Consider the following 26,620-nt stretch of genomic DNA (forward strand, 5'->3'; position numbering starts at 1 on the left):
CGCACGCTCGGCGTGTTGACCGGGGACACGCACGCTCGCGGGGAAAGACACCCGGTCACAGGCCGGCGAAGCGCTCCCGGACCTGCTCGGCGGTCAACCCGTAATCGGCCAGCGAGTACTCGTGCTTGGGCGCGCGCGGGCCGGTCTTGCTGGCGGCGTAGTCGTCGGCCATGGCCTGGCGTGCCTCGTCGGAGAGCGGCAGGCCGAAGCGTTCGTAGATGCCGGCCGCGGTGGCCAGCGGGTCGGCGACGAACTCCTGGTAATCGATGTCGCAGAACTGCGCCTGGTCATATTGCGCGCGTTGGGTGTTGAACAGCTCCAAGCCGCGGGCCCAGGTTTCCATCTCGTCGGCACCGATCTGCGCGCCGACGAAGGTGTTCGACTGTCCTTCGGTGGTGTGTTGGGCCAGTGAGCACATCGACGCGAGGATGGTCTCCACCGGCCGGTGGCACTGCACGATGAGCGCGTCGGGATAGACGGCCATGATCGCATCCAGCGCGAACAGGTGACTGGGGTTCTTGAGCACCCACCGCTTGCCCGGGTCGTTGAGCCCGATCAGTTGCAGATTGCGGCGGTGCCGCCGGTACGCCGGGGTCCAGTCCTGCTCGGAGAGCCAGCGCGAATAGGTCGGCAGGTGCGCCAGCGTCTCGTAGGACACCGAGTGCAGCGACTGGCGCAGCAGCTGCCAGCACTCCTCCAAACCATCAGCGGTCATGAAGTGCAGCCCGGTGTAGTCCGGGTTCTCATCGTGGTGCCGGGCGAACTGCGCCTGCATCTGCTGGAAAACCGGGTTGCTGTCCCAGGTTTCGCGTGGTGGCCGAGGCTGCGGGAACTCCGCCAGCCACATCTCCAACCCCTGGTGCGCCGGGTCGGCACCCAGCAGCCGGTGCAGCGCCGTTGTTCCCGTGCGGGGCAGCCCGGTGACGAAGACCGGCCGCTCGACGGCGATCTCGGTGTACTCGGGGTGCGCATTCCAGCCGGCCTGCGACAACAGCCGGGCCACCAGCGCACCGCGCAGGAAGAACCGGTTCATCTTGCTGCCCAGCTCAGTGAGGTCGGCCTCGGTGCGGTAGGAGTCCAGCAGCACGCCGAGCGCTTCGCGGTAGTTGTCGTCGTCGGGGCCGAAGTCGTCCAGACCCACCATCTTGGTGGCCGAGGCGTGCAGGTCCTCAACGGTGCCAACGTCAGTACGGGCGGTCATCAGTTGTGGTACTCCCCGCAGTTCACGTCGAGAACCTGGCCGCTGATGCCGCTGGCCAGATCACTGGCCAGGAACAGCACCGCCGATGCCACCTCGTCCTCGGTGGGCAGCCGCTTCAGGTCGGAGTTCGCGGCGGTAGCGGCGTAGATCTGCTCGACGGTGGTGCCGTACTTTCCGGCCTGGTGGGTGAAGTAGCTCTGCAAGGTGTCGCCCCAGATGTAGCCGGGCGCAACGGAGTTGACTCGGATACCCTGCTCACCCAGTTCGGACGCCAACGACTGCGACATCGCCAGCAGCGCGGCTTTGGCCATCTTGTAGGCGCCGTACTTGGGCTGCGAGTGCCGGATCACCATCGAGTTCAAGTTGACGATCGAGCCGTTGGCCGCGGCCAAAGCCGGCGTGAAGCCCTGGGTCAGGCGCAGCGCGCCGAGCCCGCTGAGCTCTATGGCGTCGCGAATGTGCTGAAACGTGGTCTGCGCCAACGGCTTCATCGACGGCACCCGGAAGGCGTTGTTGATCAACACGTCGATGTGGTCGAACTCCGCTGAGGCCGCCTCAACCAGGTGCGCGACCTGGTCGTCATCGGTGATGTCGGCCGGGACCACCAGGGCGCGACGCCCGGCGGCCCTGACCTGCTTGGCCACCTCCTCGAGGCGATCCGCGCTGCGCGCGACCAGCACCAGGTCGGCGCCCTCGGCGGCGAACCGATTGGCCATCGTGCTGCCGAGGCCAGGCCCGACACCACTGATCACCACGACTTTGCCGTCCAGCATTCCGGCCATATTCACCCCAGCATTCTGTTAGCGATTTGCTGCTGCCGCAGCGCGATACGCGCGCGCCAGTCTTCTTGGGAAATCTTGTTGTGGTCGTAGAACGGCAGTGCGGCCTGCACCGCGTCGACGTCGATGAGCTCGACGGTGGGGCCGTCCGCCTCGGTCAGCTGCCGCGATACCCGCTGCCAGCGGAACTGCAGGAAGCCGCGCCGATGTCCCAGGGTCTCGACCCAGTTGGTCACCCCGGGGTCGGTGTCGGAGACCACGATCCGGATCTTGCCGTCCGGATCGACTTGCGCCTGAGTGCCGTTCAGCGATGTCTGGTGGTTGATGTAGTCCAGCGAGATGTACCACAGGCTGCCCAACTGGAAACCCAGATACGGCGCATCCGTCACCGGCAGGGTGATGACCAGCGCCTGGCCGGGCTCAAGCTCGTAGTGCCCGGCCGACGAGTATTGGGTCGCCAGACCGCCCGGCGTGAGCCGCGGCGCCACCATGGTGTTGACCGGCAGATTGAGATAGAACCACTGCGGGAACGCCAGCCAGGTCTTGACCCGGTTGATCAGCTGCTTTCCCGCTGCCGCGTAACGCTTCTCGATCAGCTGACGGGTCAGCGGCGGCGGCGCGGTGCCTTCGGTGTCGGTCCGGGCGATCGAGAGCGTGCCACGACGGGCGGCCCAGTCGTTGTAGACCTCGCGGATCACCAGTTGCGCCGGCGTCTTCGGCTGGAAGCGCCAGGTGAAGGTGCCGTCGCCGGCCACATCGAGCTCGCGGTCGTCGAAGGCCGCCTCACTGGCCGGGACGTTGTCATCGGTGTATTCACCGCCGAGCAGTTGGAAACTCAGGTCGGTCGTGGTTCCCCGGGTGCCACTCACCACGTAGTCGTTGCCGGGGCGCACCACGGTGCCGAAGTACAGCGTGTCGGGGTTGTCCAACCCCATCTTGGTGAACGGCCCGGTGCCCGACAGCAGGAACGGGTGGTCGCGTTCGCTGTTGAAGGCGGCGTGCACACACGCCTCGACACCGCCTGCCAGGTATTGCAGGCCCTCGAGCAGGTCAGCCTCGGTCTCGATGTGCGGGGCCGCGGCAACCAGCTTCTCCGCCTCGGCGATCGCGGCCGAAAGGGGTTCGGAGTACATCGCTGCAGCACCTCTCAGATCATTTATCGGTCCAATATTGGACCGAGATGGTAGATATCTCGAACCGACTTTAGACGGTCGCGGTAGCATGCTGCAATGGCTGTGCCTGGAGCAGCGGCGTCCGAACAAACGCCAGACCAACAAGTCGTGCGGTCGTCCCCGCCGACCGAGCGGGTGGTGACGGTTCTGGACTTTCTGGCCCGCCACCCCGACCAAGGCTTCGGCCTCTCCGAGCTGGCCCGCCGCACCGGGCTGGCCAAGCCCACCTGCCTGGGCATCGCCAACGCCCTGGCCGACGCCGGCTACCTGACCCGGGACGATCCCGACAAGACCTACCGGCTCGGGCCGGGCCTGATCTCGCTCGGCCGCGCCGCTCAGCAGGCGCTGCGGGTCGGCCCCGAGGCACGCGAGCAACTGCGACGGCTTTCCGCGGATTTCGCCACCTCCGTTGCGCTGAGCGCGGTGGTCGACGACCGGATCACGGTGCTGGAGCTGGTCGCGGCACCCAACGCGCATCTGGGCGTTCAGGCCGGCCAGAGTTATCCGTTCGCTCCGCCGGTCGGGTTGATGTTCGTGCTCTGGGACGACCACGCGTTGGCGGACTGGCTGGCCCGTCAGCCCACCATCCCGCTGCGGTCGGAGAGCGAGCGACTGCAGCGCGTCATCGACGAATGTCGCGCCGACGGCTACCTGGTCGAGCGACTGACACCGGGCGGCCAACGGCTCTACGGGTTGATGGCGGGCCTGTCCAGCGATCTGCCCGACGAGCTGCGGGCCCTGCTGGGCGAGCTGGTCTCCGACATCGGCGAGCGGGTGTATCTGCGTGGCGAAGCCGGCGGGCGGAGGCGCCACGACATCAGCGTGATCTCCGCACCGGTCTACGACCACCACCAACGCCAAGCGATGGTGGTGTCGCTGCACGCCCAGCGAGCACTGACCGACGCCGAGATCACCAAGTGGGCGCGCGGGCTGCTGCGGACCGCCGAAGCGCTCACCGCGCAACTCGGCGGAAGCAAGCCCGCACCGCTGTTAGGTTCGGCGCCATGACACTGTCGGTCGCCGAGAGACTAGAGCTGTCCGAGCTCGTGCACCGCTACGCCGGCTACGTCGACGCGCGACGATTCGATGAGGTGGCCGAATTGTTCACCGCCGACGCCGAACTGGTGCTGCCGGATCCGCCGCATCACCTGGAGCCGTGCGTGCGCCACCGCGGCCACGCCGGCGTGCGAGAAGCGATGTCGGCCCTGGGCGCGGTGACCCGCACCCACCACGGCATCGTCGGCGAGGTCTACACCGCCGCGACGGCTGACGTGGCGACCGGAGAGATCACCGGGGTCGCGCATCATTGGATCGAGCACGGCGGCAAGCTGACCGACCACGTCTGGTACCTGCGCTACCGCGATGCCTATCACCGCGTCGGGCAGGGCTGGCGGATCGCGCAGCGTGCGCTGACCATCGACGCGATCGAGTCCCGATCGGCGCGCCAGGTGCGCTCATGACGTCAGCCCAGAAGCCTCAGATCTCTTTTCAGCTGAAGACTTTCACCGACGACCCCGGCCACAACTGGGGCACCACCCTGGCGCTGGGCGCTGCGATGGACGCCGCGGGCGTGGATCGTGTCGTGGTCTCCGATCACGTGGTGTTCGGCGAGAACCCCGACGCCTACGCCGACCCCCGGCTCGGTGGCATCGCCGGCGGCCGCCAGCCGACCGGTCCCGACGGTCAGTGGCTGGACCCGGTGATCGTGCTGACCGCGCTGGCCGCAACCACCACCCGCATCCGCTTGGGCACTGCGGTGTTGCTGGCGGCACTGCGCCGACCGGCGGTGCTGGCCAAGGAGCTGGCCACCCTGGACGTGCTGTCGGGAGGACGGCTGGATCTCGGCGTGGGCGTCGGCTGGCAGCGCGAGGAGTACGAGGCCGCCGGACTGCCGTTCGAGCGCCGCGGGCGACTCCTGGACCACACCCTGGAGGTGTGCCAGACCCTGTGGACTCGGCAGCGCAGTAGCTACGCGTCCCCGGAGTTGTCTTTCGAGAACATTCACCAGATGCCCAAACCCGTTACGCCCGGCGGGGTTCCGATCTGGGTGAGTGGCACCGTCAACGACGCGGTGGCGCGCCGGCTGGCCCGGTTCGGCTCCGGCTGGATCCCGTGGGGCCCTGCCATGCGCGACCCGGCCGGCGCCATCGCGGCCATGAAGGACCGCGTCGCCGCACTCGGCGGCGATCCGACCGGCCTGCAGGTGCTGGGCCACGCCACCACCGCCAAGAAGCCGGACGGCTCACTGGACACCGACGCCACCGCCGCCTCCGCGCCGGCGCTGGTGGCCGCCGGGGTCACCGATGTGCGGGTCACCTGCTCGCTGCCGAAGGACATCGGCCGGGCCACTGATCTGCTTCGCGAACTCGTCGAGGCGTTCCGCGCCGCAACCGGTTAAGGAGACATCGATGGAAAAGGTCATGATCGTCGCGCGGACAGCCGATTTCAGCGACCAATGGTGCCAGAAACTGCGCGGTCCGATCGCGGCGAAGCTGCTGGATCTGGGGCTGCCGGGCGTCGTGGTCAACGTACGCGACGAGCCGGTGCGCGATTCCATGATGACCCTGACGACGCTGGATCCGCCGGCAGCGGCCATCATCAGCCTGTGGACCCAGCAGTACTACGGTGAAGCGACCCGCACCGCCATCGCACTGATCGAAGCCGAATCTGATTCGGCGGCAGCGTATCTGGTGACCGAATCGATGCCCATGCCACCGCCGGATCTCGGCGAGGGCCGCCGCACCCGGGGTCTGGCCAATGTGGCGTTACTGCGCCGGCCGGCCGATTTGGACGAGGCGACCTGGCTGCACCGCTGGCACATCGACCACACCCAGGTCGCCACCGACACCCAGGCGACCTTCGGCTACACCCAGAATGTGGTGATCCGCCCGCTCACCGCGGACGCACCCCGCATCGACGCCATTGTCGAGGAGCTGTTCCCCGACGAGGCGGTGTCAGACCCGTACGCGTTCTACGGCGCGGCCGACCAGGCCGACCTCACCGACCGGGTGAGCCGGATGATCGCCAGCGTCAGCGCGTTCGGCGCGCACCTGAACATCGACACGGTGCCCACCAGCCGCTATGTGTTCCGGTCGCCGTTCCTCACACACACTGCTGGGACAGCGTGATCAGGGCCTGCCGCACGTCGGGGTGCCGTTGCAGGTAGGACAGCACCGGATCCGGCGCTCCCGGGTCTTCCTGCTTCCCCCGATGCGACAGGTTGTTCTTGACGTCGGGATGCCGCTTCAAGTACGAGTCGACGGAGTTGCCGACGGTCTGGTCGCACTGCTGCGGTGCGGCGTTGGCCACCGGTGTCAGTACCCCGGCCACGCTCAGCAAGCCGACCGCGATCGCTCGAGTAATACCGCTCATCACTCGACGGTACCCGCGTTTCAGTTCACGCTGGCCAGGGCGAACGGCAGGACCTGCGGCGCACCGGCAGCACGCAACACCCGGGCCGCCATCGTCAGCGTCCACCCGGTGTCGGTCACGTCGTCGACCAACAGCACCGGGCCGATATCGACCGGTAGTTCCGCCGGCGGCAGCCAGCAACCCTGCAAGGCGGCGACCCGATAGGCGGAGTTCGCGGCGGTCGCCGCCCTCCGCCCAGGCGCGTACCGCAAGGTGTCCAAGCGGGTCAGACGGCCCAGCTCGGCCAGCCGGTCGGTCAGCGAACCGATCAACACCGGGTGCGTCGCCGAATCCAGGCCCAGCACCGCGGTCGGCCGCTGCCGCCACTCCCAGCCGGCAAGCACACTCACGGCCGCGCGCACCACCTCCTCGGGCACCTCGCCGTCCGGCTCGTCGAGCAGCCGCCGCAGCCGCGCACCCCAGCCCAGATCGGTGAGCCGGCCGATGACCCGGCCCGGCTCCGGCCCGTCGGTGATCCGGCCGGACAGTTCGACGCCGAGCTGCGCCAGGCCCGACGGCCACTGCCGCCGCGGCGTGATCTCCACGCCGGGACGCATCAGCCGCTCCCGGGTGGCCGCGGCAGCGGCGGGATCCACCGCGGCGTCAAACCGCGACCCGGCGCAGTTGTCGCACCGCCCGCAACGCTCCCCCGCCTGCAGCTCGGGGTCATTGAGCTGGGCACGCAGGAAACTCATCCGGCAGCCGTCGGTGGCCTGGTAGTCCAGCATCGCCTGCTGCTCGGCCCGGCGCAGCTCATCGAGTTTGCGGTAACGCTGCTCGTCGTAGCTCCACTGGGCGCCGGTGCCCAGCCAGCCGCCCTTGACTCGGCGCACCGCGCCGTCGACGTCGAGGACTTTGAGCACCATCTCCAACCGCGACCGGTTCAGGTCGACCCGGGCTTCCAGCGCCGGCGTCGACAGTGGCTGATCGGGCGACAGTTCGCCGATCACCTTGCGCACCAAGGACTCCGCGGGGAAGGCCAGTGATGCGAAGTAGCGCCAGATGTCCTGGTCCTCGGTGCCGGGCAGCAGGATCACCTCGGCGCTGGCCGTGGCGCGCCCGGCCCGACCGACCTGCTGGTAGTAGGCGATCGGCGAGGACGGCGCACCCAGGTGCACGACGAATCCCAGGTCGGGCTTGTCGAATCCCATGCCCAGCGCCGACGTGGCGATCAGCGCTTTGACCCGATTGGCCAGCAGATCGGCCTCGAGTTGCTCGCGATCGGCCGCGTCGGTCGAACCGGTGTAGGCGGCCACCGCGAACCCCTGAGCACGCAGGTCGGCGGCCACATCGTGGGCTTGGGCCACGGTGAGCGTGTAGACGATGCCGGAGCCGGGCAGCTGCTGAAGGTGCGCGCCGATCCAGGCGGCCCGCTGCGCCGGACCGCCGGCGGCCACCACCGACATCCGCAACGACTCGCGGTCCAGGCCACCGCGCAGCACCAGGGTGTCGCCACCGCCGACCCCGAGCTGGCCGGCGACATCGGCGACCACCCGGTCATTGGCGGTCGCCGTGGTCGCCAGCACCGGGATGTCGGCGCCGAGCTCGGCGATCAGCGTGCGGATACGCCGGTAGTCCGGCCGGAAATCATGCCCCCAGTCCGACACGCAGTGCGCCTCGTCGACCACGACCAGCCCGGCCCGGGCCGCCAGCGCCGGCAGCACCTCATCGCGGAAGTCGGGGTTATTGAGCCGCTCCGGGCTGACCAGCAGCACGTCCAGCTCGCCCGCGGTCACCCGGCGTTGCACGTCGGCCCACTCGGTCACGTTGGACGAGTTGATGGTGGCCGCGTGCACGCCGGCCCGCTCCGCGGCCGCGACCTGGTTGCGCATCAACGCCAGCAGCGGCGAGACGATCACCGTCGGACCGTACCCACCCGCACGCAGCAGCTTCGCCGCGATGAAGTACACCGCCGACTTGCCCCAGCCGGTGCGCTGCACCACCAGTGCGCGGCGGCGCCCAACGACCAGCGCCTCGATCGCGGCCCACTGGTCGTCGCGCAGCAGCGCCTGCGGTCCGGCCAGCTGTTCCAGAATCGCCTGGGCGTCGGCGCGCGTCGAGCTCACAGCCCCATCGTGCCGGACCGCCCCGACAACCGGTTACTTCGCAGCCCGCTCCCGCTGGATCTCCAGCGCGATGTCGATGAGCTGGTCCTCCTGGCCGCCGATCAGCTTGCGCTGCCCGGCCCGGTGCAGCAGCTCGTGGGCGGGCACGCCGTAGCGCTCGCCCTGGCGCACCGCGTGCTTGAGGAAGCTGGAGTACACCCCGGAGTAGCCCATGATCAGCGCGTTGCGGTCCAGCACGCACTCGGCCGGCATGGCCGGGCGCACCACCTCCTCGGCGGCGTCGGCGATGTCGAAGAAGTCGATGCCGGTCTTGATCCCGACCTTGTCGAACACCCCGATCAGCGCCTCGACCGGGGCGTTGCCGGCGCCCGCGCCGAACCGGCGCACCGAGCCGTCGATCTGCTTGGCCCCGGCCCGCACCGCCTCCAGGGAGTTGGCGACGCCGAGCCCGAGGTTCTCATGGCCGTGGAAGCCCACCTGGGCGTCGTCACCGAGCTCGGCGACCAGCGCGGCCACCCGATCCCGGACGCCTTCGAGCACCAGCGCGCCGGCGGAGTCCACCACGTACACGCACTGGCAGCCGGCGTCAGCCATGATGCGGGCCTGGCCGGCCAGCTTCTCCGGGGAGACGGTGTGGGCCATCATCAAGAACCCGACGGTCTCCAGGCCCAGCTCCCGGGCCAAGCCGAAGTGCTGGATGGAGACGTCGGCCTCGGTGCAGTGGGTGGCGATCCGGCAGATCTCGCCGCCGTTGCCCTGCGCCTCCTTCATGTCTTCCTTGGTGGCCACGCCGGGCAACATCAGGAAGGCGATCTTGGCGTCCTTGGCGGTCTGCGCCGCGAGCTTGATCAGCTCCTGGTCGGGCGTCTTGGAGAACCCGTAGTTGAAGCTCGACCCGCCCAGCCCGTCGCCGTGGGTCACCTCGATCACCGGCACGCCGGCGGCGTCGATCGCGGCGACGATCGCCGAAACCTCCTCGGGGGTGAACTGGTGGCGCTTGTGGTGCGAACCGTCCCGCAGCGAGGTGTCGGTGATCCGCACATCGAAGATGTGGTCGCTCATTTCGCTCCTCCAGCCTTTGCTGCCGCCATCTCGCGGGCGATCTCCTCGCCGACCTTGGTGGCCGCGGCGGTCATGATGTCCAGGTTGCCCGCATAGGGCGGCAGGTAATCGCCGGCGCCCTCGACTTCGACGAACGTGGTGACCACCGCGCGCCCACCGGAGTTCAGCGACGGCTCGTCGAACTGCGGCTCGTTGAGCAGCCGGTAGCCCGGCACGTAGGTCTGCACCTGTTCCACCACGGACAGGATCGACTTGGTGATCGCGTCGCGGTCAACGTCCTCGGGGATCTGGCAGAAGATGGTGTCGCGCATGATCATCGGCGGGTCGGCCGGGTTCAGGATGATGATCGCCTTGCCCTTTTGCGCGCCGCCGATAGTCTCCACCCCACGAGAGGTGGTCTTGGTGAACTCGTCAATGTTGGCCCGGGTGCCCGGTCCGGCCGAGACGCTGGCGACGCTGGCCACGATCTCCGCATACGGCACGGTGCCGCCCTGCTCTTTGACCGCGCGGGTGACCGCGTACACGATCGGGATGGTGGCCTGGCCACCGCAGGTGATCATGTTGACGTTCGGCGCGTCGACGTGTTCGTGCAGGTTTGCCGGCGGGATCACCGCCGGGCCCACCGCGGCCGGGGTCAGGTCGATGGCCCGGATACCGGCGGCCTCGTACTTGGGCGCGTACGCCTTGTGCACGTAGGCGCTGGTGGCCTCGAAGACGAAGTCCGGCTTCTCATCCAGGGCGAGCAGCCAGTCCGCCCCCTCGGCGGAGGTCTCCAGGCCCAGCTTGCGGGCTCGGGCCAGACCCTCGCTGTCCGGGTCGATGCCGATCATCCAGCGCGGCTCCAGCCACTCCGAACGCAGCAGTTTGTACAGCAGGTCGGTGCTGATGTTGCCCGACCCGACGATCGCGACTGAGGCTTTGGCAGCCATGAACGCTCCTCTATTCGAATCTATTCGAAAACCAGCCGGACTGAACCCAGCCCGGAAAACTCGGCGACACAGTCGTCCCCGGCGTGTACGTCGATGGCCCGGGTCGCGGTGCCCGGCAAGACAATGTCGCCTGCCTTCAACCGCACCCCAAAGCTTTCCACCTTGCGAGCCAGCCAGGCCACCGCGGTGACCGGGTTGCCCAGCACCGCGTCACTGCGGCCTTGGGCGACCACCTCGCCGTTCTTGGTCAGCGCCGCATCGATGTTCTTGATATCGATGTCACCCGGCTTGACCCGCTGCTTGCCCAGCACGAATCCCGCCGACGAGGCGTTGTCGGCGATGGTGTCGCAGAGTTTGATCTTCCAGTCGCTGATCCGGCTGTCGATCAATTCGATCGCCGGGGCGAAGGCCTCGGTGGCGGCCAGCACGTCCTCCTCGGTGCAGTCCGCGCCCGGCAGATCCTCGGCCAGAATGAACGCCACTTCCACCTCGACCCGCGGGTAGAGGTAGTTCGACGCCTTGACCGGCTTGTCCTCGAACACCTGCATCTCGTTGAGCAGGTGGCCGTAGTCCGGTTCGTCGACGCCCATCATCTGCTGCATCGCCTCGCTGGACAGGCCGACCTTGTGTCCCACGACGCGGGCTCCCTCGGCGATCCGCTGGCGAATGTTGATCAGCTGGATCTCATAGGCGTCGACGACGTCAATGCCGGGCTGAGCCGCCGTCAACGGAGAGATCGGAACCCGACTCCGCTCCGCTTGCGCCAACTCGGCAGCGAGTTCCTCACGGATCTGGGCGCTGAGCATCTTCGATGGTCCCCTCGGGTGGTGTTGAGCGGGTGAAAACGTGCCGTTCAGCGGCAATTCTATAACGTGTTCTAAAACGCCAACACTGAGACGAGGCCGTAGCCCCGTAGCGACCCGGACGTGATCTGTACCCGTCAGGATCTGCCGATGGAACAACTGTCAGGACAACAGTCCACTTTGTGAAACCCTCGGAGGCGGCGTGCGGTCGATGGCCATCATGACCAGTATCGCCCTGGCCGCCGTAGCGATCGCGACCGTCCCACCCCCGGCAGCGCTGCCGGACGCCGGCGAGCTGAGCTTTGCCGGCCCCGGATTCACCGTGCGCGTCAATCAGACACCATTTGCCATGCAGGTGCTCAACTCCTCTGGTCAACCGGTTTTGACGCAGGTGCCCAGCAACGGTGGGCCGCGACTGGTCAAGAACGAAGCCCAGAAGCCGCTGGGTGTGACCCCTTCCGAGTGGCTGTTTCCCACCCGGTACACGCCATTCACCTTCACCGTGGGTACGTCCTCGGCGACCCCGTTTCTCATCAGCCCGTTGTGGGTGGGTGACCTATGGGAGGCCTCCAGCTGCGGGATGCAGTACGCGGCCACCGGAGTGCTTTCCACTCGCCCCTTGCCGCAGGGCCTGGAGCTGACGCTCAGTACCGACGACCCGTCGGGTCGGACCCTGGGGGTGACGCTCAGCGAGGACTCCGGCCGGCTGCGGGTGTCGGTCATCCCCAGCAGCACCCAGGGCATCGTCGCGATGGGAGACAGTTTCGCGTCGCCGACCGGTGAGCGGTTCGCCGGCTTCGGCGGCCTGCACAACGGACTGGATCAGCATGGGGGCCGATTCACCAACTGGGTGCAGGAGGCCAACGTCGGCGCCGGGCCATTGGCACCGGTGTTCAATGTCCTGATGGCCAGCTCCGGCGGCCCGCACTATCTGTTCCCCGGCGGTCCGAGGGCCGCCTACTACGTGCAACCACAGTTCACCTCCACCGCGGGCTACGGCTTCCTACTGGCCCAGACCGAGCTGGCCGACTGGCATCTGGACTCCGATCGCCCCGACGCCTGGCACGTCAACGTCGCCGCCGCGCACCTGGACTATGAGGTCGCCGTCGGCGACCCGGGACAGGTGATCAGTGCACTCAGCGCGGCCAACGGCCGCCATCGCGTCCCGCCGGCATGGGCGCTGGGCACCCAGTTGGACCGCCGCATCGTGACCGGGCAGACCGGGGACGACTACGCGGCGGTCGTCCGCAGCGACCTGGCCAACATCGTGGCCTACAACCTGCCGATCACCGCCTACCGCCCCGAGGCCTGGATGACCCTGGACCCGGCGGTCCTACGCCAACTGATCAGCGAATTCGGTTCGCACGGTATTCACGTGCTGCTCTACACCCGCAGCTTCGTCAGCATGGATCCGCTGCGCAACACCTCCCCGGCGGACTACCGGTACGCGGTGGCCAACAACTACGTGGCGACCCACGCCAATGGCAAGCCCTACATCGTCGGCTCCCCCAACCAAGCGCTCGGCGGACAGGCCGCCGTCATCGACTTCACCAACCCGGCCGCCAAAGCCTGGTTTCAACGCACCGTGATCGAGGAGTTGGAGACCGGGGCGGACGGTTTCATGAGCGATTTCGGCGAACAGACCCTGCCCGACATGCATTTCGCCAACGGGCAGACCGGGGCCACCATGCACAACGCCTACCCCGCGCTGTACCAGCAGGCCGTCCGCGAAGCGGTGGAGTCCTTCGAGCAGTCACATCCGGGCCGCCACATCTGGTTCTACAACCGCGCGGGCTATACCGGGTCGACCGGCTTCGAAGGTGGCAACTTCCCGGGCGACGAGAGCACCGACTTCTCGGTGGCCTCTGGCCTGGCCGCACTCATCCCGGACATGCTCAACCGGGGCCTGGCCGGCGCCTATGGCTATGGCACCGACATCGGCGGTTACCAGGACCTGCTGGCCGGCCCCACTCCCAAGGAGCTGTTCGTGCGGTGGTCTCAGATGGCTGCCCTGTCACCGATCATGCGGGTACACGGGGCGCACTCGGGCACCCACATGCCGTGGGACTACGACCAGGAGACGTTGGACACCTTCCGGCAGCTCGCCGAGCTGCGCCAGCGGGCCATCCCGTTGATCTCCGCCACCTGGGCCACCGCGGCCAGCACGGGCGTGCCGCTGTCCCGGCCGGTATGGCTGGCCGCACCCGACGACCCCCGGGCATGGGCGGCCGACCAGGAATGGATGATCGGGTCCGACGTCCTGGTCGCCCCGGTCGTCACCCAGGGCGCCACCTCGCGGAAGGTCTATTTCCCGCCCGGTTGCTGGACACGGAAAGACAGCGATGGAAGCTACACCGGCCCCTCCGAGGCCACCGTGGCAGCGCCGCTCACAGACCTGCCCTACTTCGCCCGCTGCAACACCGGCGGCTTCTGATCACCGACCGCCGGTGTAGTCGACGTTCCAGTGCTTGACGGCGTTGAGCCAGCCCGAACGCAGTCGCTGCGGGCGGTCCAGGGGCTTGAGGTCGGGGATGTTGTCGGCGATCGCGTTGAAGATGCAACCGATGGTCATCCGCGCCAGATGTGTGCCGATGCAGTAGTGCGCACCGGTGCCGCCGAATCCGACATGCGGGTTGGGGTCACGCAGGATGTTGAACTCCTGCGGCTTGTCGAACACCGCCTCGTCGAAGTTGGCCGCCCGGTAGAACATCACCACCCGCTGACCTTTCTTGATTAACGTGCCGTTCAGGTTGTGATCGCGGGTCGCGGTGCGCTGGAACGACGTCACCGGAGTGGCCCAGCGCACCACCTCGTCAGCGGTGGTCTCCGGGCGCTCCTTCTTGAACAGCTCCCATTGGTCGGGATGTTCGGTGAACGCCATCATTCCCTGGGTGATCGAGTTGCGGGTGGTCTCACTGCCGGCCACCGCCAGCAGGATGATGAAGTAGCCCAACTCGTCGTCGTTGAGCTTCTCGCCGTCGAGATCCGCCTCGACCAGCGTCGTCACGATGTCATGGCCGGGGTTCTGCCGCTTCATCTCGGCCAGCTTGAGCCCGTAGGTGATGATCTCGATCGCGGAATTGGCGGGGTCGTAGTGCGCGAACTCGGGGTCGTCATACGAGGTCATCTGGTTGGTCCAGTCGAACAGCTTGCCGCGATCCTCCTGCGGCACTCCCATCAGCCCCGCGATCGCCTGCAGCGGCAGCTCGGCGGCCACCTCCACCACGAAGTCCCCGGTACCCCGAGCCAGTGCCTCCTTGGTGATCGCCTGCGCCCTGGCCTGCAAGTCATCGTGCAGCGGCAGGATGTGCCGCGGGGTGAAGCCCCGCGAAATGATCCGGCGCTGCCGGGTGTGCTTCGGGGCGTCCTGATTCAGCATCAGGATCCGCTGCGCGTCGAGCTGTTCACGGGTTGTTTCGTCGTGGAACCTGGGGATGGCACCGTTCATCTCGCTGGAGAACACGTCGTCGAGGCGCGAGATCTCTTTGACGTCCTCATGCCGGGTGATCGCCCAGTAGCCGCCGTCCTTGAATCCGCCGCTCTTGTCGTCGGGTTGCTCGATCCACTTGATCGGCTCGCTGCGCCGCAGTTCGGCGAATTCCGCGTCGGGCAGTCGCTCGGCATAGATATCCGGGTCGGTGAGGTCGAAACCGGCCGGAAGGCTAGTGGTTGACGAGAGAGTAGGGCTGGCCACGATGAGGACTCCTCACTACTGAACCGTTGGCAAACACGATACGTTCTCGTGTCAGTAAAGCATGCCCTCACCTGAGACGAAAGGGCAGAAAGGCCCTCCGTCGAAGGCAAAACTGAAACACGTTCTACCGTGTCATGATGCCGGTCTGACCTGGCCGGAACCGATCGGTTATCAGCAGGGTAGAGAACGGTTATCCGGGACGCGCCCGAGCAAAACACCCGGCCAACTGGCGCCCGGGCGGGGCAATTCTATAACGTGTTCTACATGGCCGAACAGGAGTACGACGTCGTCGTGGTCGGAAGCGGCGGCGCCGGGATGGTCGCCGCCCTCACTGCCGCCCACCAGGGACTGTCCACCATCGTCATCGAGAAAGCCGCCCACTACGGCGGTTCGACCGCTCGCTCCGGTGGCGGCGTGTGGATCCCCAACAACGAGGTGCTGCGGCGCGCGGGCGTCAAGGATGACGCCCAAGCCGCTCGCACCTATCTGCACACCATTATCGGGGACGTGGTTCCGGCCGAGAAGATCGACACCTACCTGCAGCGCGGGCCGGAGATGTTGTCGTTCGTGCTGAAGAACTCGCCACTGAAGATGTGCTGGGTTCCCGGTTACGCCGACTACTACCCCGAGCAGCCGGGCGGCAAGCCCACCGGCCGCTCGATCGAGCCCAAGCCGTTCAACGCCAAGAAGCTGGGCGCCGACATGAACGGCCTGGAGCCGGCCTACGGCAAGGTGCCGCTGAACGTCGTTGTCATGCAGCAGGACTACGTCCGGCTCAACCAGCTCAAGCGCCACCCGCGCGGCGTGCTGCGCAGCCTGAAGGTGGGCGCCCGCACCATGTGGGCCCAGGCCACCGGCAAGAACTTGGTCGGCATGGGCCGCGCACTGATCGCGCCGCTGCGCATCGGCCTGCAAAGGGCCGGGGTTCCGGTGCAGCTCAACACCGCGTTGACCGACCTCTATGTGGAAGACGGCGTGGTCCGCGGTGTCTACGTCCGTGAAGCGGGCGAGTCCGAATCGAGTGAGCCGCGGCTGATCCGCGCGCGGCGCGGGGTCATCCTGGCCAGCGGCGGATTCGAGCACAACGAGCAGATGCGGGTGAAGTACCAGCGCGCCCCGATCACCACCGAGTGGACGGTGGGCGCGAAGGCCAACACCGGCGAGGGCATCCTGGCCGGCGAGAAGCTCGGTGCCGCACTCGACATCATGGAGGACTCCTGGTGGGGCCCGACGGTGCCGCTGCCGGGATCGCCGTGGTTCGCGCTCTCGGAGCGCAACTCGCCCGGGTCGATCATCGTGAACATGGCCGGCAAGCGGTTCATGAACGAGTCGATGCCCTACGTCGAGGCCTGCCACCACATGTATGGCGGCCAATACGGCCAGGGCCCCGGCCCCGGTGAGAACATCCCGGCCTGGCTGATCTTCGACCAGCGCTACCGCAACAACTACATCTTCGCGGGATTGCAGCCGGGCCAAAAGATCCCGAAGAAGTGGCTGGAGTCCGGGGTGATCGTGTCCGCCGACACCCTGGACGAGCTGGCGGCCAAGACCGGCGTGCCGGCCGCCGCACTGGCCGCCACCGTCGAGCGGTTCAACGAGTTCGCCCGCACCGGCGTGGACGAGGACTTCCACCGCGGCGAGAGCGCCTACGACCGCTACTACGGCGACCCGACCAACAAGCCGAACCCCAACCTGGGCCAGATCGCACAGGGCCCGTTCTACGCGGCCAAGATGGTGCCGGGCGACCTGGGCACCAAGGGCGGCATCCGCACCGACGTGAACGGCCGGGCGCTGCGTGACGACGGCAGCGTGATCGCGGGGCTGTACGCGGCAGGAAACGTGAGTGCCCCCGTGATGGGCCACACCTATCCGGGTCCGGGCGGCACCATCGGACCCGCCATGACGTTCGGCTACCTGGCCGCCCTCGACATCGCCGGCTCACAGTCCGGGAGGGCCTAAGACATGCCGATCGATCTGAAAGCGGCACTCGGCGCCGAGTTCGGCGCTACTGAATTCTCCTGGACCGCAACAAATGTGCAGCTCTATAACCTGGCGCTGGGCGCCGGGTCGGACCCGATGGACCCGCGTGAGCTGAGCTATGTGGTGGACGGCAAGCCGCAGGTGCTGCCGACCTTCGGCTGCGTCGCAGCGTCGTTCAACGAGGTGGACCCGCCGAAGGTGAGCTGGCCCGGTGTCGAGATCGACCTGGCCAAGATCCTGCACGCCTCGGAGAAGGTGACCGTGCCCGCGCCGCTGCCGCCGTCCGGCAGCGCCCGCGCGATCAGCCGCATCGTCGAGGTGTGGGACAAGGGCAAAGCCGCGGTGGTGGTGCTGGAGACCTCGGTGACCAGCACCGACGGCACGCCGCTGTGGACGCAGCACCGGTCCATCTTCGCCCGCGGCGAGGGTGGCTTCGGCGGTGAGCGCGGTCCGTCCACCTCGAGCGAACTACCGGACCGGGCACCGGATTTCGAGATCGACATCCCGGTGTCCCCGCAGCAGGCACTGCTGTACCGGCTCTGCGGCGACCGCAACCCGTTGCATTCGGACCCGGCCTTTGCGGCGGCGGCGGGCTTCGACCGGCCGATCCTGCACGGGCTGTGCACCTACGGTATGACCTGCAAGGCAGCGGTGGACACCGCGCTGGACGGTGACGCCGGCGCGGTTCGCTCCTTCGGCGCCCGGTTCGCCGGCGTGGTCTTCCCGGGCGAGACCCTGCGGGCCCGGCTGTGGAAAGACGGCGACCGACTGGTGGGCAATGTGGTGGCACCCTCGCGTGAGGACGCCGCCATCCTCAACGATGTGGAGCTTGTTTCGGCCTAGTTAGACCCCCGGCTCCCCAGCCGGCCACCCGCGCGTGGCACCTAATTGAAAATGACTTTCATCTTCGATATGGTGGGCGCCATGACAGCGCCGGTATGGATGGCCTCTCCCCCAGAGGTGCATTCGGCGGCGCTGAGCAGCGGCCCGGGACCGGGTCCACTGTTGTCTGCCGCCGGCGCGTGGTCATCACTGAGCCTTGAATACACCGCGATCGCAGAGGCGCTGCGGGACGTGCTGGGAGCCACCCAGGCAGCGTCGTGGCAGGGGCCCAGCGCCGAGCGTTATCTCGCCGCACATCTGCCGTACCTGGCCTGGTTGGCGACGGCCAGCGCCGACAGCGCCGCGCGGGCATCCCGGCACGAAACGGCGGCCGCCGCCTACGTCAGTGCGTTGGCAGCCATGCCGACCATGCCCGAGCTGGCAGCCAACCACGCCATCCACGGAGTCTTGGTCGCTACCAACTTCTTTGGTATCAACACCATCCCGATCGCGCTCAACGAAGCCGACTATGTCCGGATGTGGATCCAGGCCGCCACCACGATGGCGACCTACGAAGCCGTCTCCGGCGCAGCGGTGGCGTCGGCCCCGCAGCTCGCCGCGGCACCGCCGATCGTCAACCATGACGAGGCCGGCCATGATCATGACCACGACGATGACGACCACGACCACGACCACGACCACGACCACGACCACGACGACGGCATCCACGACGGCGACCTGGACCCGACCGACCCGGAGTGGTGGAAGGACGTCTTCGGCGAAATGGGCGAGTGGACCGAGCTCATCATCAACGACTTGCTGACCAATCCGGCCGCGCTCCTGACCGATCTCCCAGTCATCATGGCCGATCTGACCTTCCACGCCAGCCAGCTTGCCGCCACGCTGAGCCAATTCGCGCCCGCTCTGCTCCAGCCCGCACTGGCCCTGGCGATCGGCAACCTGGGGTGGGCAGCCGGCCTGGCCGGCCTGGCCGGAATTCAGCCTGCCCCATCCGTTCTGGCCGCCGAGGCCCCGCCCGCCGAAGGGCCCATGCCCTCGGTGGGCTCCGCGAACACGTCCACCACCGTGGCCAATACGGCTGCGGCACCGGCGACCGCGGGCTCGGTGTCGGCGCCGGCGACCAGCGCGGCACCGGCTTCCGCGCCGCCTGCGGCTCCCCCAGCCAGCGGCAGCCCAGCGTTCTTCCCCCCGTACGTGATCGGGCCTCCCGGCGCCACCGGCCAGATCAGCGCGGTGGCCCGCCGCTACGCCGTGAAGAAGGCGGCGGCCCCGGATGTGGCCGCCGAATCGGAGGCTGCGGCTGCGGCCGCACGGGATCGGTCTCGCGCTCGCCGACGCCGAGCTGCGCGCGGGCACGCGGACGAGTTCATCTATGTGTACGCCGACGACGACCCGCACCTGGGACCCGATACCTCGACCCGGGCTTCCGACAGGAGCGCCGGCGCTCTGGGTTTCGCCGGGGCGCAAGCCCAGCCGGATCGGCCCGCGGCGGGTTTGGCCACGTTGGCCGGCAGCGGTTTGAGCGATGGGCCAACCCTTCCGCTGTTGCCCGAGAGCTGGAGCGAGCACACCGACGGCTGAACGAAGCCGGTCAGGGGATATCGGGCAGCAGGTTGGCCAGGTCTTCCAGCGCGCCCGGGAACAGGTTCACCAGATTGATCAGGTTGAGCCCCACCGCCTCCACGACGGGCGCGACGATGCCGAAGCCGATTCCGAGCGGCAGCAGTGCGGTGGCAGCCGCCAGCGCCTCTCCGATTCCGCCCAGGAGATTGCCGTCCGCGGCCTCTTGCGCGAGGTAGCTGATGGCGACCGACGGCAAGGTGGTGAGCAGCGCGTTGAACGTGTCGGCGATCGGGAGCAGGGCCGCGTAGTCGTTCGACACGTTGGCGATGAGGGCGTTGAAGATCTCCATGGGCGGCGAGTCAATCGTCACGCCCGAAATCGAGCCCGGGACAGCGTTGTTGAGCAGGTTCAGACCCACCTGCACCATCTCACCCCACGTCGGGGTCGGGTTGCCGACGGTGCCGCCGACCACCCGGTACGCCGTCTCCAGCAGCCCCTGCAGCGCCGGCGTGTCGAGGACCGACGTGGGCTGGTAGGTCGCCGGGTCTTGCAGATCCCGGATGGCATCGTTGATTCCCTGTTGCACGCCGTTGCCCAGCGCGGTGGCGACCTCGGCCCAGTCGAGATTGGTCGGGAACAGGCCGAAAGTGGTTGGCGCACTGGCATCGGTGACCTCGCACCAGGCTTCGGTGATGCAGCCGTAGCCCAGGTTCACCAGTATCGAGGTGGCGGGTTCCAGGAGGTCGTAGAGGGGCTTTCCCAGGACCGGCAGAAACTGCAGCGGGGCCAGTAGCGGTAGGGTCTCCGCGGGAATCATGTAGTAGTTGGTCAAGCTGTCGGCCGCCGTGGGCAGTTGGATCGCATCCTGGATCTGCTCGGCCTCCAGGCCCAGATATGCGCCGTGCGAGAAGCCCATGCCGAGAAAGGCGTTGAGGTCGGCGAGGAAGTTGATCGGGTAGCGCGGAAAGTCGGCGAAGCCGTCGTATTCGATCGTGTAGATGTTCGTCGGGTAGAGGTCGGCCGGTGTCGCGCCGCTGAACGTGAGGCCGAAGCTGGGGATGGTGGGGCTGGCGCCGTCGATCGGGACGTTGAAGCGCTCCAGGATGCCCCCGTCTGGATTGGCAGGGTTACCGAGCATGACGAAGTGCACGTAGTCACTGGGCACGCCTTGCGCGGCAAGCAGTTTCATCGCTTCTGTCTCGACGACAGCGCCCTGGGAGTAGCCGAACACCACGACGGGGTTTGCGGCGTCGACGTGGCCGCCGGCGATCTGCTGCGCGATCGCGGTCGCCAGGACTTGCCCGCCCTGGGCGAATGACTCGTCGGTGGTCAGGTTCTTCACGCCGGTCAGCGGCCACAACGACTCGGGGGTGACGACAGCTTGGGTGGTGCCGCCGAAACCGCGTGGTGCCAGGTAGTACGTTTCGGCGGCGTCCACGTAACCGGCGGGGGGAATGGGCAGGCCGCTGGCGCCCACGATCAGCGCGGTGCCGTTGCCGAGCGGAGAGTCCGCGGTATTACCGCTGGCCAGCCGGACCGCACGCGCCTGCAGGTCGGGTGCCGACGAACCCGCCGGCGGAGCCCCGATCAGGCCGCCGCCCACGATCACCACGCCGGTGGCGAGGCAGCTGCCCAACGACCGGATCATCGCGACCTCCTTGCCGGAGCACTTCGCCTACCGTTCACCGACGAATAGAACGGCACCGTAGCATTGCTGACGAGGCGAATGCAACGGTGGCGTAAACTTTGGATCGTTATGGACTCGACTCGGCCGCGGCGCAAGTACTCGCCACGCCTGACACGGGACGAGCGCCGTGCGCAGGCGTTGGACGCGGCATTAGAGGTCCTCGGCGGGTGCGACTTGCACGAGTTGAGCATGGCGGCGGTCGCGGCCGCCGCCGGTGTCGCAAAGCCGGTGCTGTACACGGCATTTAGTACCCGAGCAGAGCTGGTCGACGCGTTGTTGGAACGAGAACGCGATCGCGGCATTGCCGAGGTTCGTGCGGCCATGCCCGATGACCTCAGCACGCTGGGGCCGACCGGCGCCTACACCGCGACCATCGGGGCGTTCCTGCAGGCCGTGCTGAACAACCCGACCGGGTGGCGGCTGATCCTCACCATTCCGGACAGCGCGCCCCGCGACTACCGCGACTCACTGCGCAGCGCCCGGTCTGCGGTCCTGGGCCAGTCCGAGGAACTCGCCCGCGCCGGGGCCGCCTTCATGCCGCAGTTGGCCCGCCTGGATCCGGTCCTGCTGGGCCACACCATGTTGTCCTTCGCCGAGATGCTGGGGCGGCTCGCCGCACGCGACCCGCAGACCTACCCGCGCGAGCGCCTCGAAGGCTTCGTCACCGCCATGCTGTCGATGGTGGCCGACGATACGGGACCGGCTAACCCAGGATCAGACCCGACGTAGGCACCCCGGTGCCGGCGGTCACCAGCACGTGCTCGACGCCATCGACCTGGTTGACCGAGGTGCCGCGCAGCTGGCGAACGCCCTCGGCGATGCCGTTCATGCCGTGCACATACGCCTCGCCGAGCTGGCCGCCGTGGGTGTTGATCGGCAGCCGGCCGCCCAGCTCGATGGCGCCGCCGGCGATGAAGTCCTTGGCCTCCCCCTTGCCGCAGAATCCCAACTCCTCCAACTGGATCAGCGTGTAGGGGGTGAAGTGGTCGTAGAGCACCGCGGTCTGGATGTCGGCAGGTGTCAGGCCCGACTGCGCCCACAGCTGCTTGCCCACCAGGCCCATCTCGGGCAGCCCGAGCTCCTCCCGGTAGTAGGAGTACATGGTGAACTGGTCGGCCCCGGCGCCCTGCGCTGCCGCCTCGATGATCGCGGGGCGATGCTTGAGGTCGCGGGCCCGCTCCGGTGTGGTGACAACGATCGCCACCCCGCCGTCGGTCTCCTGGCAGCAGTCCAGCAACCGCAACGGCTCGGCGATCCACCGCGAATTCTGGTGATCCTCAATGGTGATCGGCTTGCCGTAGAAGTGCGCCTTGGGGTTGGTCGCCGCGTGCTTGCGGTCGGCCACCGACACCACACCGAAATCCGCACTGGTGGCGCCGTATTCGTGCATGTAACGCTGGGCGATCATCGCCACCGATGCCGCCGGAGTGCTCAAACCGTGCGGATAGGACCAGCTGTACTCCACACCGCGGGAGTCGGCGTTGATCGTCAAGCCGGTCATCACCTGGCCGAACCGGAACTCCGAGCGCTCATTAAAAGCCCGGTACGCCACAACGACTTCAGCGACTCCGGTCGCAACCGCCAAGGCGGCCTGCTGCACGGTCGCCGCGGCCGCACCGCCGCCGTAACCGATCTGGGAGAAGAACGTCAGGTCGCCGATCCCGGTGGCGCGCGCGACGGCGGTCTCCAGGTTGGAGTCCATGGTGAAGGTGACCAGGCCGTCGACGTCGGAGGGCTTCAGACCCGCATCGTCGAGGGCATCGAGCACCGCCTCGGCGGCCAGACGCAGTTCGCTGCGCCCGGATTCCTTGGAGAAGTCGGTCGCACCGATTCCGGCGATAGCCGCCTGTGCTGAAAGCATGCCGGGCATTAACGCTCCCCGAGGGTGAGAGTGGCGGTGGCGATGACGTGGTCGCCCAGACTGTTGTTGCCCACAACTTTCACCGTGACCAGGCCTTCTTCGACCGCGGTCACTTCACCGGCGAAGGTGACGGTGTCGTAGGCGTACCACGGCACGCCCAGCCGCAGCGCGATCGAGCGGATCACCGCGTTGGATCCGGCCCAGTCGGTGAGGTAGCGCTGCACCAGGCCGGTGTCGGTGAGGATGTTGACGAAGATGTCCTTGGAGCCCTTGGCCTGCGCCTTGTCCCGGTCGTGGTGCACGTCCTGGTAGTCGCGGGTGGCGATCGCCGTGGAGACGACGAACGTCGGGTCACCGTAGATCTTCAGCTCGGGCAGCTTGGTGCCCACGTCGACAGTCGGAGCGCTCATGCCCCGTCTCCTTCCACAGGCTCCCAGGCGTACAAGGTCCAGGCCGGACCGGCATCGCTGGCCGGAAAATCGAGGTAGGTTGCGCGAACCGGCATTCCGATCTTTACCGCGGCCGCGTCGGCGCCGCGGAGTTCACCGAGCATCCGCACGCCCTCTTCGAGCTCGACCAGCGCGATCACGAATGGCAGGCTGCGGCCGGGGACCTTGGGCGCGTGGTGCACCACGTAGCTGAACACCGTTCCCCTGCCGCTGGAAACGACATAGTCGGTGGTCTCGGTCTTGTCCTTCCAGACCGCCGGCACCGGCGGATGCTGCAGACTGCCGTCCGGGCGGAGCTGGATGCGCAGCTCGTGTGCGGCCACCCCGTCCCAGAAGTACTTGGAGTCCCTCGACCATGACGGGCGCATCATCTTGTCGGGGTCGAGATCCTCGGGCACAGCCGCAGCCGGCGCGGAGCCTTGACCCCCCTTTTCCGCGGGCAGGAACTTCAGGATGCGCCAGACCATGTCGGCGACGTTTTCTTCACCGACCCACCAGCGGATCTTCTGGGTGACGAAGTACCCCTCACCCAAACCGGTCTGCTTGGGACCCACGATGTCGGTCACCTCGGCGGTGACACTGACCTCTTCGCCGAGGCGCAGGTAGCGGTGGTAGGTCTGCTCGCAGTTGGTGGCCACCACTCCGACGTAGCCTGCGCCGTCGAACAGTTCCATGACCTTGCCGAGCGGGTCGTCGGCGGGGCGCTCCGCACCCAGGCCCATCATCGTCCACACCTGGATCATGGCCGGCGGAGCGACAATTCCGGGGTGCCCGGCCGCCCGCGCCGCCGCCTCGTCGGTGTAGATCGGGTTGGCGTCGCCGATCGCATCGACCCAGTGCCGAATCATCGGCTGGTTCACCGGATCCCGACTGGTCCGCGGCTTGCTGCGGCCGGACGCCAGTATCTGCTCGATCCCGGAGGAAAGGTCGCTCATCTGTCTCCTCGACTCATCGTGGCACCCGCGGAACCTTGAGGCCGGAGGCGGCGATCATCTCGCGCATCACCTCGTTGACTCCCCCGCCGAATGTGATGACGAGGTTGCGCTTGGCCATCTTGTCCAGCCAGATCAGAAGTTCTGCGGTCTCCGGATCGGCCGGGTTGCCGTACTTGCCGACGATCTCCTCAGCGAGGCGGCTGACTTCCTGGATGCGCTCGGTGGAGAACACCTTGGTGGCCGCAGCATCGGCGACGGCGATGGTCTCGCCGGAGGAAGCCACCTGCCAGTTCAGCAACTCGTTGATCCGCCAGATCGACTTGATCTGTCCCAACAGCCGTTGGACGTCGTGGTGCTCGATCGGCGTGACGCCGTCCGAACCGGGCTTCGAAGCCCAGGTGCGCACCTGGTCATAGATGCCGGCGACACGCCCCGCCGGGCCCAGGCCGACCCGTTCGTGGTTGAGCTGGGTGGTGATCAGCTTCCAGCCGCCATTCTCCTCACCCACCAGCATGTCCGCGGGCACGTGCACGTCGTTGTAGTACGTCGCGTTCGTGTGATGCGCCCCGTCGGACAAGATGATCGGAGTCCAGGAGTAGCCGGGATCTTTGGTGTCGACGATCAGGATCGAGATGCCCTTGTGCTTGGCAGCGGTCGGGTCGGTCCGGCAGGCCAGCCAGATGTAGTCGGCGTCATGTGCGCCGGTGGTCCACATCTTCTGGCCGTTGACGATGTATTCGTCACCGTGCCTGACCGCCGTGGTGCGCAGCGAGGCGAGGTCGGTGCCGGCGTCGGGCTCGGAGTAGCCGATTGCGAAATGCACGTCGCCGGACAGAATTCCGGGCAGGAACTTCTTCTTCTGTTCCTCGGTGCCCAGCGCCTGCAGCGTCGGGCCCACGGTCTGCAACGTGACCATCGGCAACGGGATGTCCGCCCGATTGGCCTCGTTGATGAAGATCTGCTGCTCGACCGGGCCGAATCCCAGGCCGCCGTACTCCTTGGGCCAACCGACACCGAGCTTGCCGTCGCTGCCCATCCGCTTGATCACCGCACGGTAGGCCTCGTTGTGCCGATCGGACTCCATCGCCGCGGCCTCTTCGGGCGTGATGAGGGTCGAGAAGTACTCTCGGAGTTCGGCTTGCAGCGCGCGCTGCTCGGGCGTCAGGTCGATGAACATTACGCTCCCACCAAATCGAGGCGATGCGACGGACCGCCCAACAGCCGAGTCAGATCCTTGATCGAGGAGTAGTAGCGGTCCATCGGATAGGTGATGTCCATACCCATGCCGCCGTGCAGGTGATGGCAGAGCCGCATGGCCGGCGCGGCCTGCGCGGTGAGCCAATATCCCAGAATGTTCAGATCCTCGTCGGCGTCAAGCCCTTGCGCCAGCCGCCACAGTGCCGAGGTCGACAGCAAAGAGATTGTCCGCGAGGCGATGTAGACCTCGGAAAGCTGTGCGGCCACGGTCTGGAATGTCGACAGCGGGCGGCCGAATTGTTCACGGGCCGCCACGTAGTCCGCCGTCAGACGCAGCGCGCCGGCTACCAGCCCGGCCGCGAAGGCCCCGGTGGCCGCCAGCGCCAACTGGTTGACCCGCCGCGCGGTGGCCCCGTCGAGCACATCGGCGGCCTCGATCGCGACGTCGGCGAACGTCACCACATACTCGTCGGACCCATTCGAGGTGGGGGTCTTGGTGACCGTCACGCCGTCGGCGGTGGGAGAAACGACCACCACGGCCTGGTCAGCGGTGACGATCAACCAGGCCGCCGTCTCGGCGTAAGGCACACCGGTCTTGGTGCCGTTGAGCTTTCCGTCCGCGTACGTGGTGTTGGGGTGTTCGGGCAGCTGGCGCCCCGGCTCGTTGAGTGCAGCCGACAGCAGCGCACCGGCGGGCACACCCGACAGGTACCGGTCCTGCTGAGCATCCGACGCCAGCTCCAGCAGCGGTATCAGACCAAGACCCAAGGTGGCCAGCGCCGGCCCGACAGCGCCGTGACGCCCGATCTCGGTGAGTGCGGTCGCCAGCTCGCTCAGACCCAGGCCGTCACCACCGAGCCGCTCAGGCACCCCCAACGCCGCAACACCCCCGGAAACGAGTGCATCCCAACTGTTTTCGCGGTCCAGGACAGAAGTCACCACATCAGCGACAGCCTGTTGCTCCGGGTTCGGTGTGAAATCCACCCGA

Annotated in this window: 24 protein-coding genes; 9 read left to right on the forward strand and 15 right to left on the reverse strand. The window is 67.5% G+C overall.

All coding sequences use genetic code 11. The features are described from left to right. Window positions 1-55: 55 nt before the first annotated feature. From ABW16_RS18165 to ABW16_RS18175, 3 genes are read right to left on the reverse strand one after another with little or no spacing between them, the layout of a single operon-like run. Entirely contained in the window at window positions 56-1,201 is a 1,146-nt protein-coding gene (locus ABW16_RS18165; protein WP_047320580.1) for a sulfotransferase family protein, read from the reverse strand. Further along, on the reverse strand, window positions 1,201-1,983 hold the full coding sequence (locus ABW16_RS18170) for an SDR family oxidoreductase (RefSeq protein WP_047320581.1): 783 nt from the start codon (window positions 1,981-1,983) through the stop codon (window positions 1,201-1,203). Before ABW16_RS18170 ends, ABW16_RS18165 begins: the two co-directional genes overlap by 1 nt. A 2-nt stretch (window positions 1,984-1,985) precedes the next feature. Then, complete coding sequence (locus tag ABW16_RS18175; RefSeq protein ID WP_047320582.1) at window positions 1,986-3,113, reverse strand: hypothetical protein; 1,128 nt, start codon at window positions 3,111-3,113, stop codon at window positions 1,986-1,988. A 96-nt stretch (window positions 3,114-3,209) separates the two neighbouring features. On the opposite strand from ABW16_RS18175, the gene ABW16_RS18180 reads away from it, so the two are divergent. Genes ABW16_RS18180 through ABW16_RS18195 form a run of 4 tightly spaced genes read left to right on the forward strand, consistent with a single transcriptional unit; the run spans window position 3,210 to window position 6,280 of the window. Continuing rightward, window positions 3,210-4,160, forward strand: coding sequence for an IclR family transcriptional regulator (locus ABW16_RS18180; protein ID WP_047320583.1), 951 nt, complete (start codon window positions 3,210-3,212; stop codon window positions 4,158-4,160). Then, entirely contained in the window at window positions 4,157-4,612 is a 456-nt protein-coding gene (locus ABW16_RS18185) for a nuclear transport factor 2 family protein (RefSeq protein ID WP_047320584.1), read from the forward strand. The genes ABW16_RS18180 and ABW16_RS18185 overlap by 4 nt, the downstream gene beginning before the upstream one ends. Next, complete coding sequence (locus ABW16_RS18190; protein WP_047320585.1) at window positions 4,609-5,550, forward strand: TIGR03619 family F420-dependent LLM class oxidoreductase; 942 nt, start codon at window positions 4,609-4,611, stop codon at window positions 5,548-5,550. Before ABW16_RS18185 ends, ABW16_RS18190 begins: the two co-directional genes overlap by 4 nt. 10 nt (window positions 5,551-5,560) lie before the next feature. Beyond that, window positions 5,561-6,280 (forward strand): EthD domain-containing protein, encoded by a 720-nt coding sequence (locus tag ABW16_RS18195; RefSeq protein ID WP_047320586.1) that lies wholly within the window; start codon window positions 5,561-5,563, stop codon window positions 6,278-6,280. On the opposite strand, the gene ABW16_RS18200 is transcribed toward ABW16_RS18195, so the two are convergent. The 5 genes from ABW16_RS18200 to ABW16_RS18220 are packed head-to-tail and all read right to left on the reverse strand — an operon-like array spanning window position 6,255 to window position 11,426. Next, window positions 6,255-6,524: a heme-binding protein gene (locus ABW16_RS18200; protein ID WP_047320587.1), complete on the reverse strand. Its 270-nt coding sequence runs from the start codon at window positions 6,522-6,524 to the stop codon at window positions 6,255-6,257. The two genes, ABW16_RS18195 and ABW16_RS18200, sit on opposite strands and share 26 nt — an antisense overlap. Window positions 6,525-6,544: 20 nt before the next feature. Then, a complete protein-coding gene (locus ABW16_RS18205; protein ID WP_047320588.1) occupies window positions 6,545-8,629 on the reverse strand; it encodes a RecQ family ATP-dependent DNA helicase in 2,085 nt (694 codons plus the stop codon). Between the two features lie 33 nt (window positions 8,630-8,662). Continuing rightward, complete coding sequence (dmpG, locus tag ABW16_RS18210) at window positions 8,663-9,691, reverse strand: 4-hydroxy-2-oxovalerate aldolase (RefSeq protein ID WP_047320589.1); 1,029 nt, start codon at window positions 9,689-9,691, stop codon at window positions 8,663-8,665. Then, complete coding sequence (locus ABW16_RS18215; RefSeq protein WP_047320590.1) at window positions 9,688-10,620, reverse strand: acetaldehyde dehydrogenase (acetylating); 933 nt, start codon at window positions 10,618-10,620, stop codon at window positions 9,688-9,690. The genes dmpG and ABW16_RS18215 overlap by 4 nt, the downstream gene beginning before the upstream one ends. A gap of 20 nt (window positions 10,621-10,640) precedes the next feature. Then, entirely contained in the window at window positions 10,641-11,426 is a 786-nt protein-coding gene (locus tag ABW16_RS18220; protein ID WP_047320591.1) for a 2-keto-4-pentenoate hydratase, read from the reverse strand. A gap of 217 nt (window positions 11,427-11,643) precedes the next feature. Here ABW16_RS18220 and ABW16_RS18225 point away from each other — a divergent pair, with 217 nt between their 5' ends. Continuing rightward, a complete protein-coding gene (locus tag ABW16_RS18225; RefSeq protein WP_157864257.1) occupies window positions 11,644-13,857 on the forward strand; it encodes a TIM-barrel domain-containing protein in 2,214 nt (737 codons plus the stop codon). Here the strand turns inward: ABW16_RS18225 and ABW16_RS18230 are convergent, their stop codons facing one another. Then, window positions 13,858-15,117, reverse strand: a complete 1,260-nt coding sequence (locus ABW16_RS18230; RefSeq protein ID WP_047320593.1) for a cytochrome P450 — start codon at window positions 15,115-15,117, stop codon at window positions 13,858-13,860. Between the two features lie 255 nt (window positions 15,118-15,372). Here ABW16_RS18230 and kstD point away from each other — a divergent pair, with 255 nt between their 5' ends. The 3 genes from kstD to ABW16_RS18245 all read left to right on the forward strand — a co-directional run bounded on the left by kstD (window position 15,373) and on the right by ABW16_RS18245 (window position 19,521). Beyond that, complete coding sequence (gene kstD / locus ABW16_RS18235) at window positions 15,373-17,076, forward strand: 3-oxosteroid 1-dehydrogenase (protein ID WP_200900682.1); 1,704 nt, start codon at window positions 15,373-15,375, stop codon at window positions 17,074-17,076. Window positions 17,077-17,079: 3 nt separating this feature from the next. Continuing rightward, complete coding sequence (locus tag ABW16_RS18240; RefSeq protein WP_047320594.1) at window positions 17,080-17,940, forward strand: MaoC/PaaZ C-terminal domain-containing protein; 861 nt, start codon at window positions 17,080-17,082, stop codon at window positions 17,938-17,940. A gap of 81 nt (window positions 17,941-18,021) precedes the next feature. Further along, window positions 18,022-19,521 (forward strand): PPE family protein, encoded by a 1,500-nt coding sequence (locus ABW16_RS18245; protein ID WP_047320627.1) that lies wholly within the window; start codon window positions 18,022-18,024, stop codon window positions 19,519-19,521. A 10-nt stretch (window positions 19,522-19,531) separates the two neighbouring features. Here the strand turns inward: ABW16_RS18245 and ABW16_RS18250 are convergent, their stop codons facing one another. Beyond that, window positions 19,532-21,151 (reverse strand): PE-PPE domain-containing protein, encoded by a 1,620-nt coding sequence (locus ABW16_RS18250; RefSeq protein ID WP_047320595.1) that lies wholly within the window; start codon window positions 21,149-21,151, stop codon window positions 19,532-19,534. Between the two features lie 108 nt (window positions 21,152-21,259). Between ABW16_RS18250 and ABW16_RS18255 the strand changes: the two genes are divergently transcribed. Further along, window positions 21,260-21,919, forward strand: coding sequence for a TetR/AcrR family transcriptional regulator (locus tag ABW16_RS18255; RefSeq protein WP_047320596.1), 660 nt, complete (start codon window positions 21,260-21,262; stop codon window positions 21,917-21,919). Here the strand turns inward: ABW16_RS18255 and ABW16_RS18260 are convergent. From ABW16_RS18260 to ABW16_RS18280, 5 genes are read right to left on the reverse strand one after another with little or no spacing between them, the layout of a single operon-like run. Further along, window positions 21,894-23,051, reverse strand: coding sequence for a lipid-transfer protein (locus ABW16_RS18260; RefSeq protein ID WP_047320628.1), 1,158 nt, complete (start codon window positions 23,049-23,051; stop codon window positions 21,894-21,896). The genes ABW16_RS18255 and ABW16_RS18260 overlap by 26 nt on opposite strands. 8 nt (window positions 23,052-23,059) lie before the next feature. Beyond that, window positions 23,060-23,461 (reverse strand): MaoC family dehydratase, encoded by a 402-nt coding sequence (locus ABW16_RS18265; protein ID WP_047320597.1) that lies wholly within the window; start codon window positions 23,459-23,461, stop codon window positions 23,060-23,062. After that, window positions 23,458-24,435, reverse strand: a complete 978-nt coding sequence (locus ABW16_RS18270; RefSeq protein WP_047320598.1) for a bifunctional MaoC family dehydratase N-terminal/OB-fold nucleic acid binding domain-containing protein — start codon at window positions 24,433-24,435, stop codon at window positions 23,458-23,460. Before ABW16_RS18270 ends, ABW16_RS18265 begins: the two co-directional genes overlap by 4 nt. Window positions 24,436-24,448: 13 nt before the next feature. Continuing rightward, window positions 24,449-25,612, reverse strand: a complete 1,164-nt coding sequence (fadE29, locus tag ABW16_RS18275; protein WP_047320599.1) for an acyl-CoA dehydrogenase FadE29 — start codon at window positions 25,610-25,612, stop codon at window positions 24,449-24,451. Further along, window positions 25,612-26,616, reverse strand: a complete 1,005-nt coding sequence (locus tag ABW16_RS18280) for an acyl-CoA dehydrogenase family protein (protein WP_047320600.1) — start codon at window positions 26,614-26,616, stop codon at window positions 25,612-25,614. Before ABW16_RS18280 ends, fadE29 begins: the two co-directional genes overlap by 1 nt. Between the last annotated feature and the right edge of the window lie 4 nt (window positions 26,617-26,620).

Origin of the sequence: Mycolicibacter heraklionensis (assembly GCF_001021505.1) — a bacterium.
In the GTDB taxonomy this organism is placed as follows: domain Bacteria; phylum Actinomycetota; class Actinomycetes; order Mycobacteriales; family Mycobacteriaceae; genus Mycobacterium; species Mycobacterium heraklionense.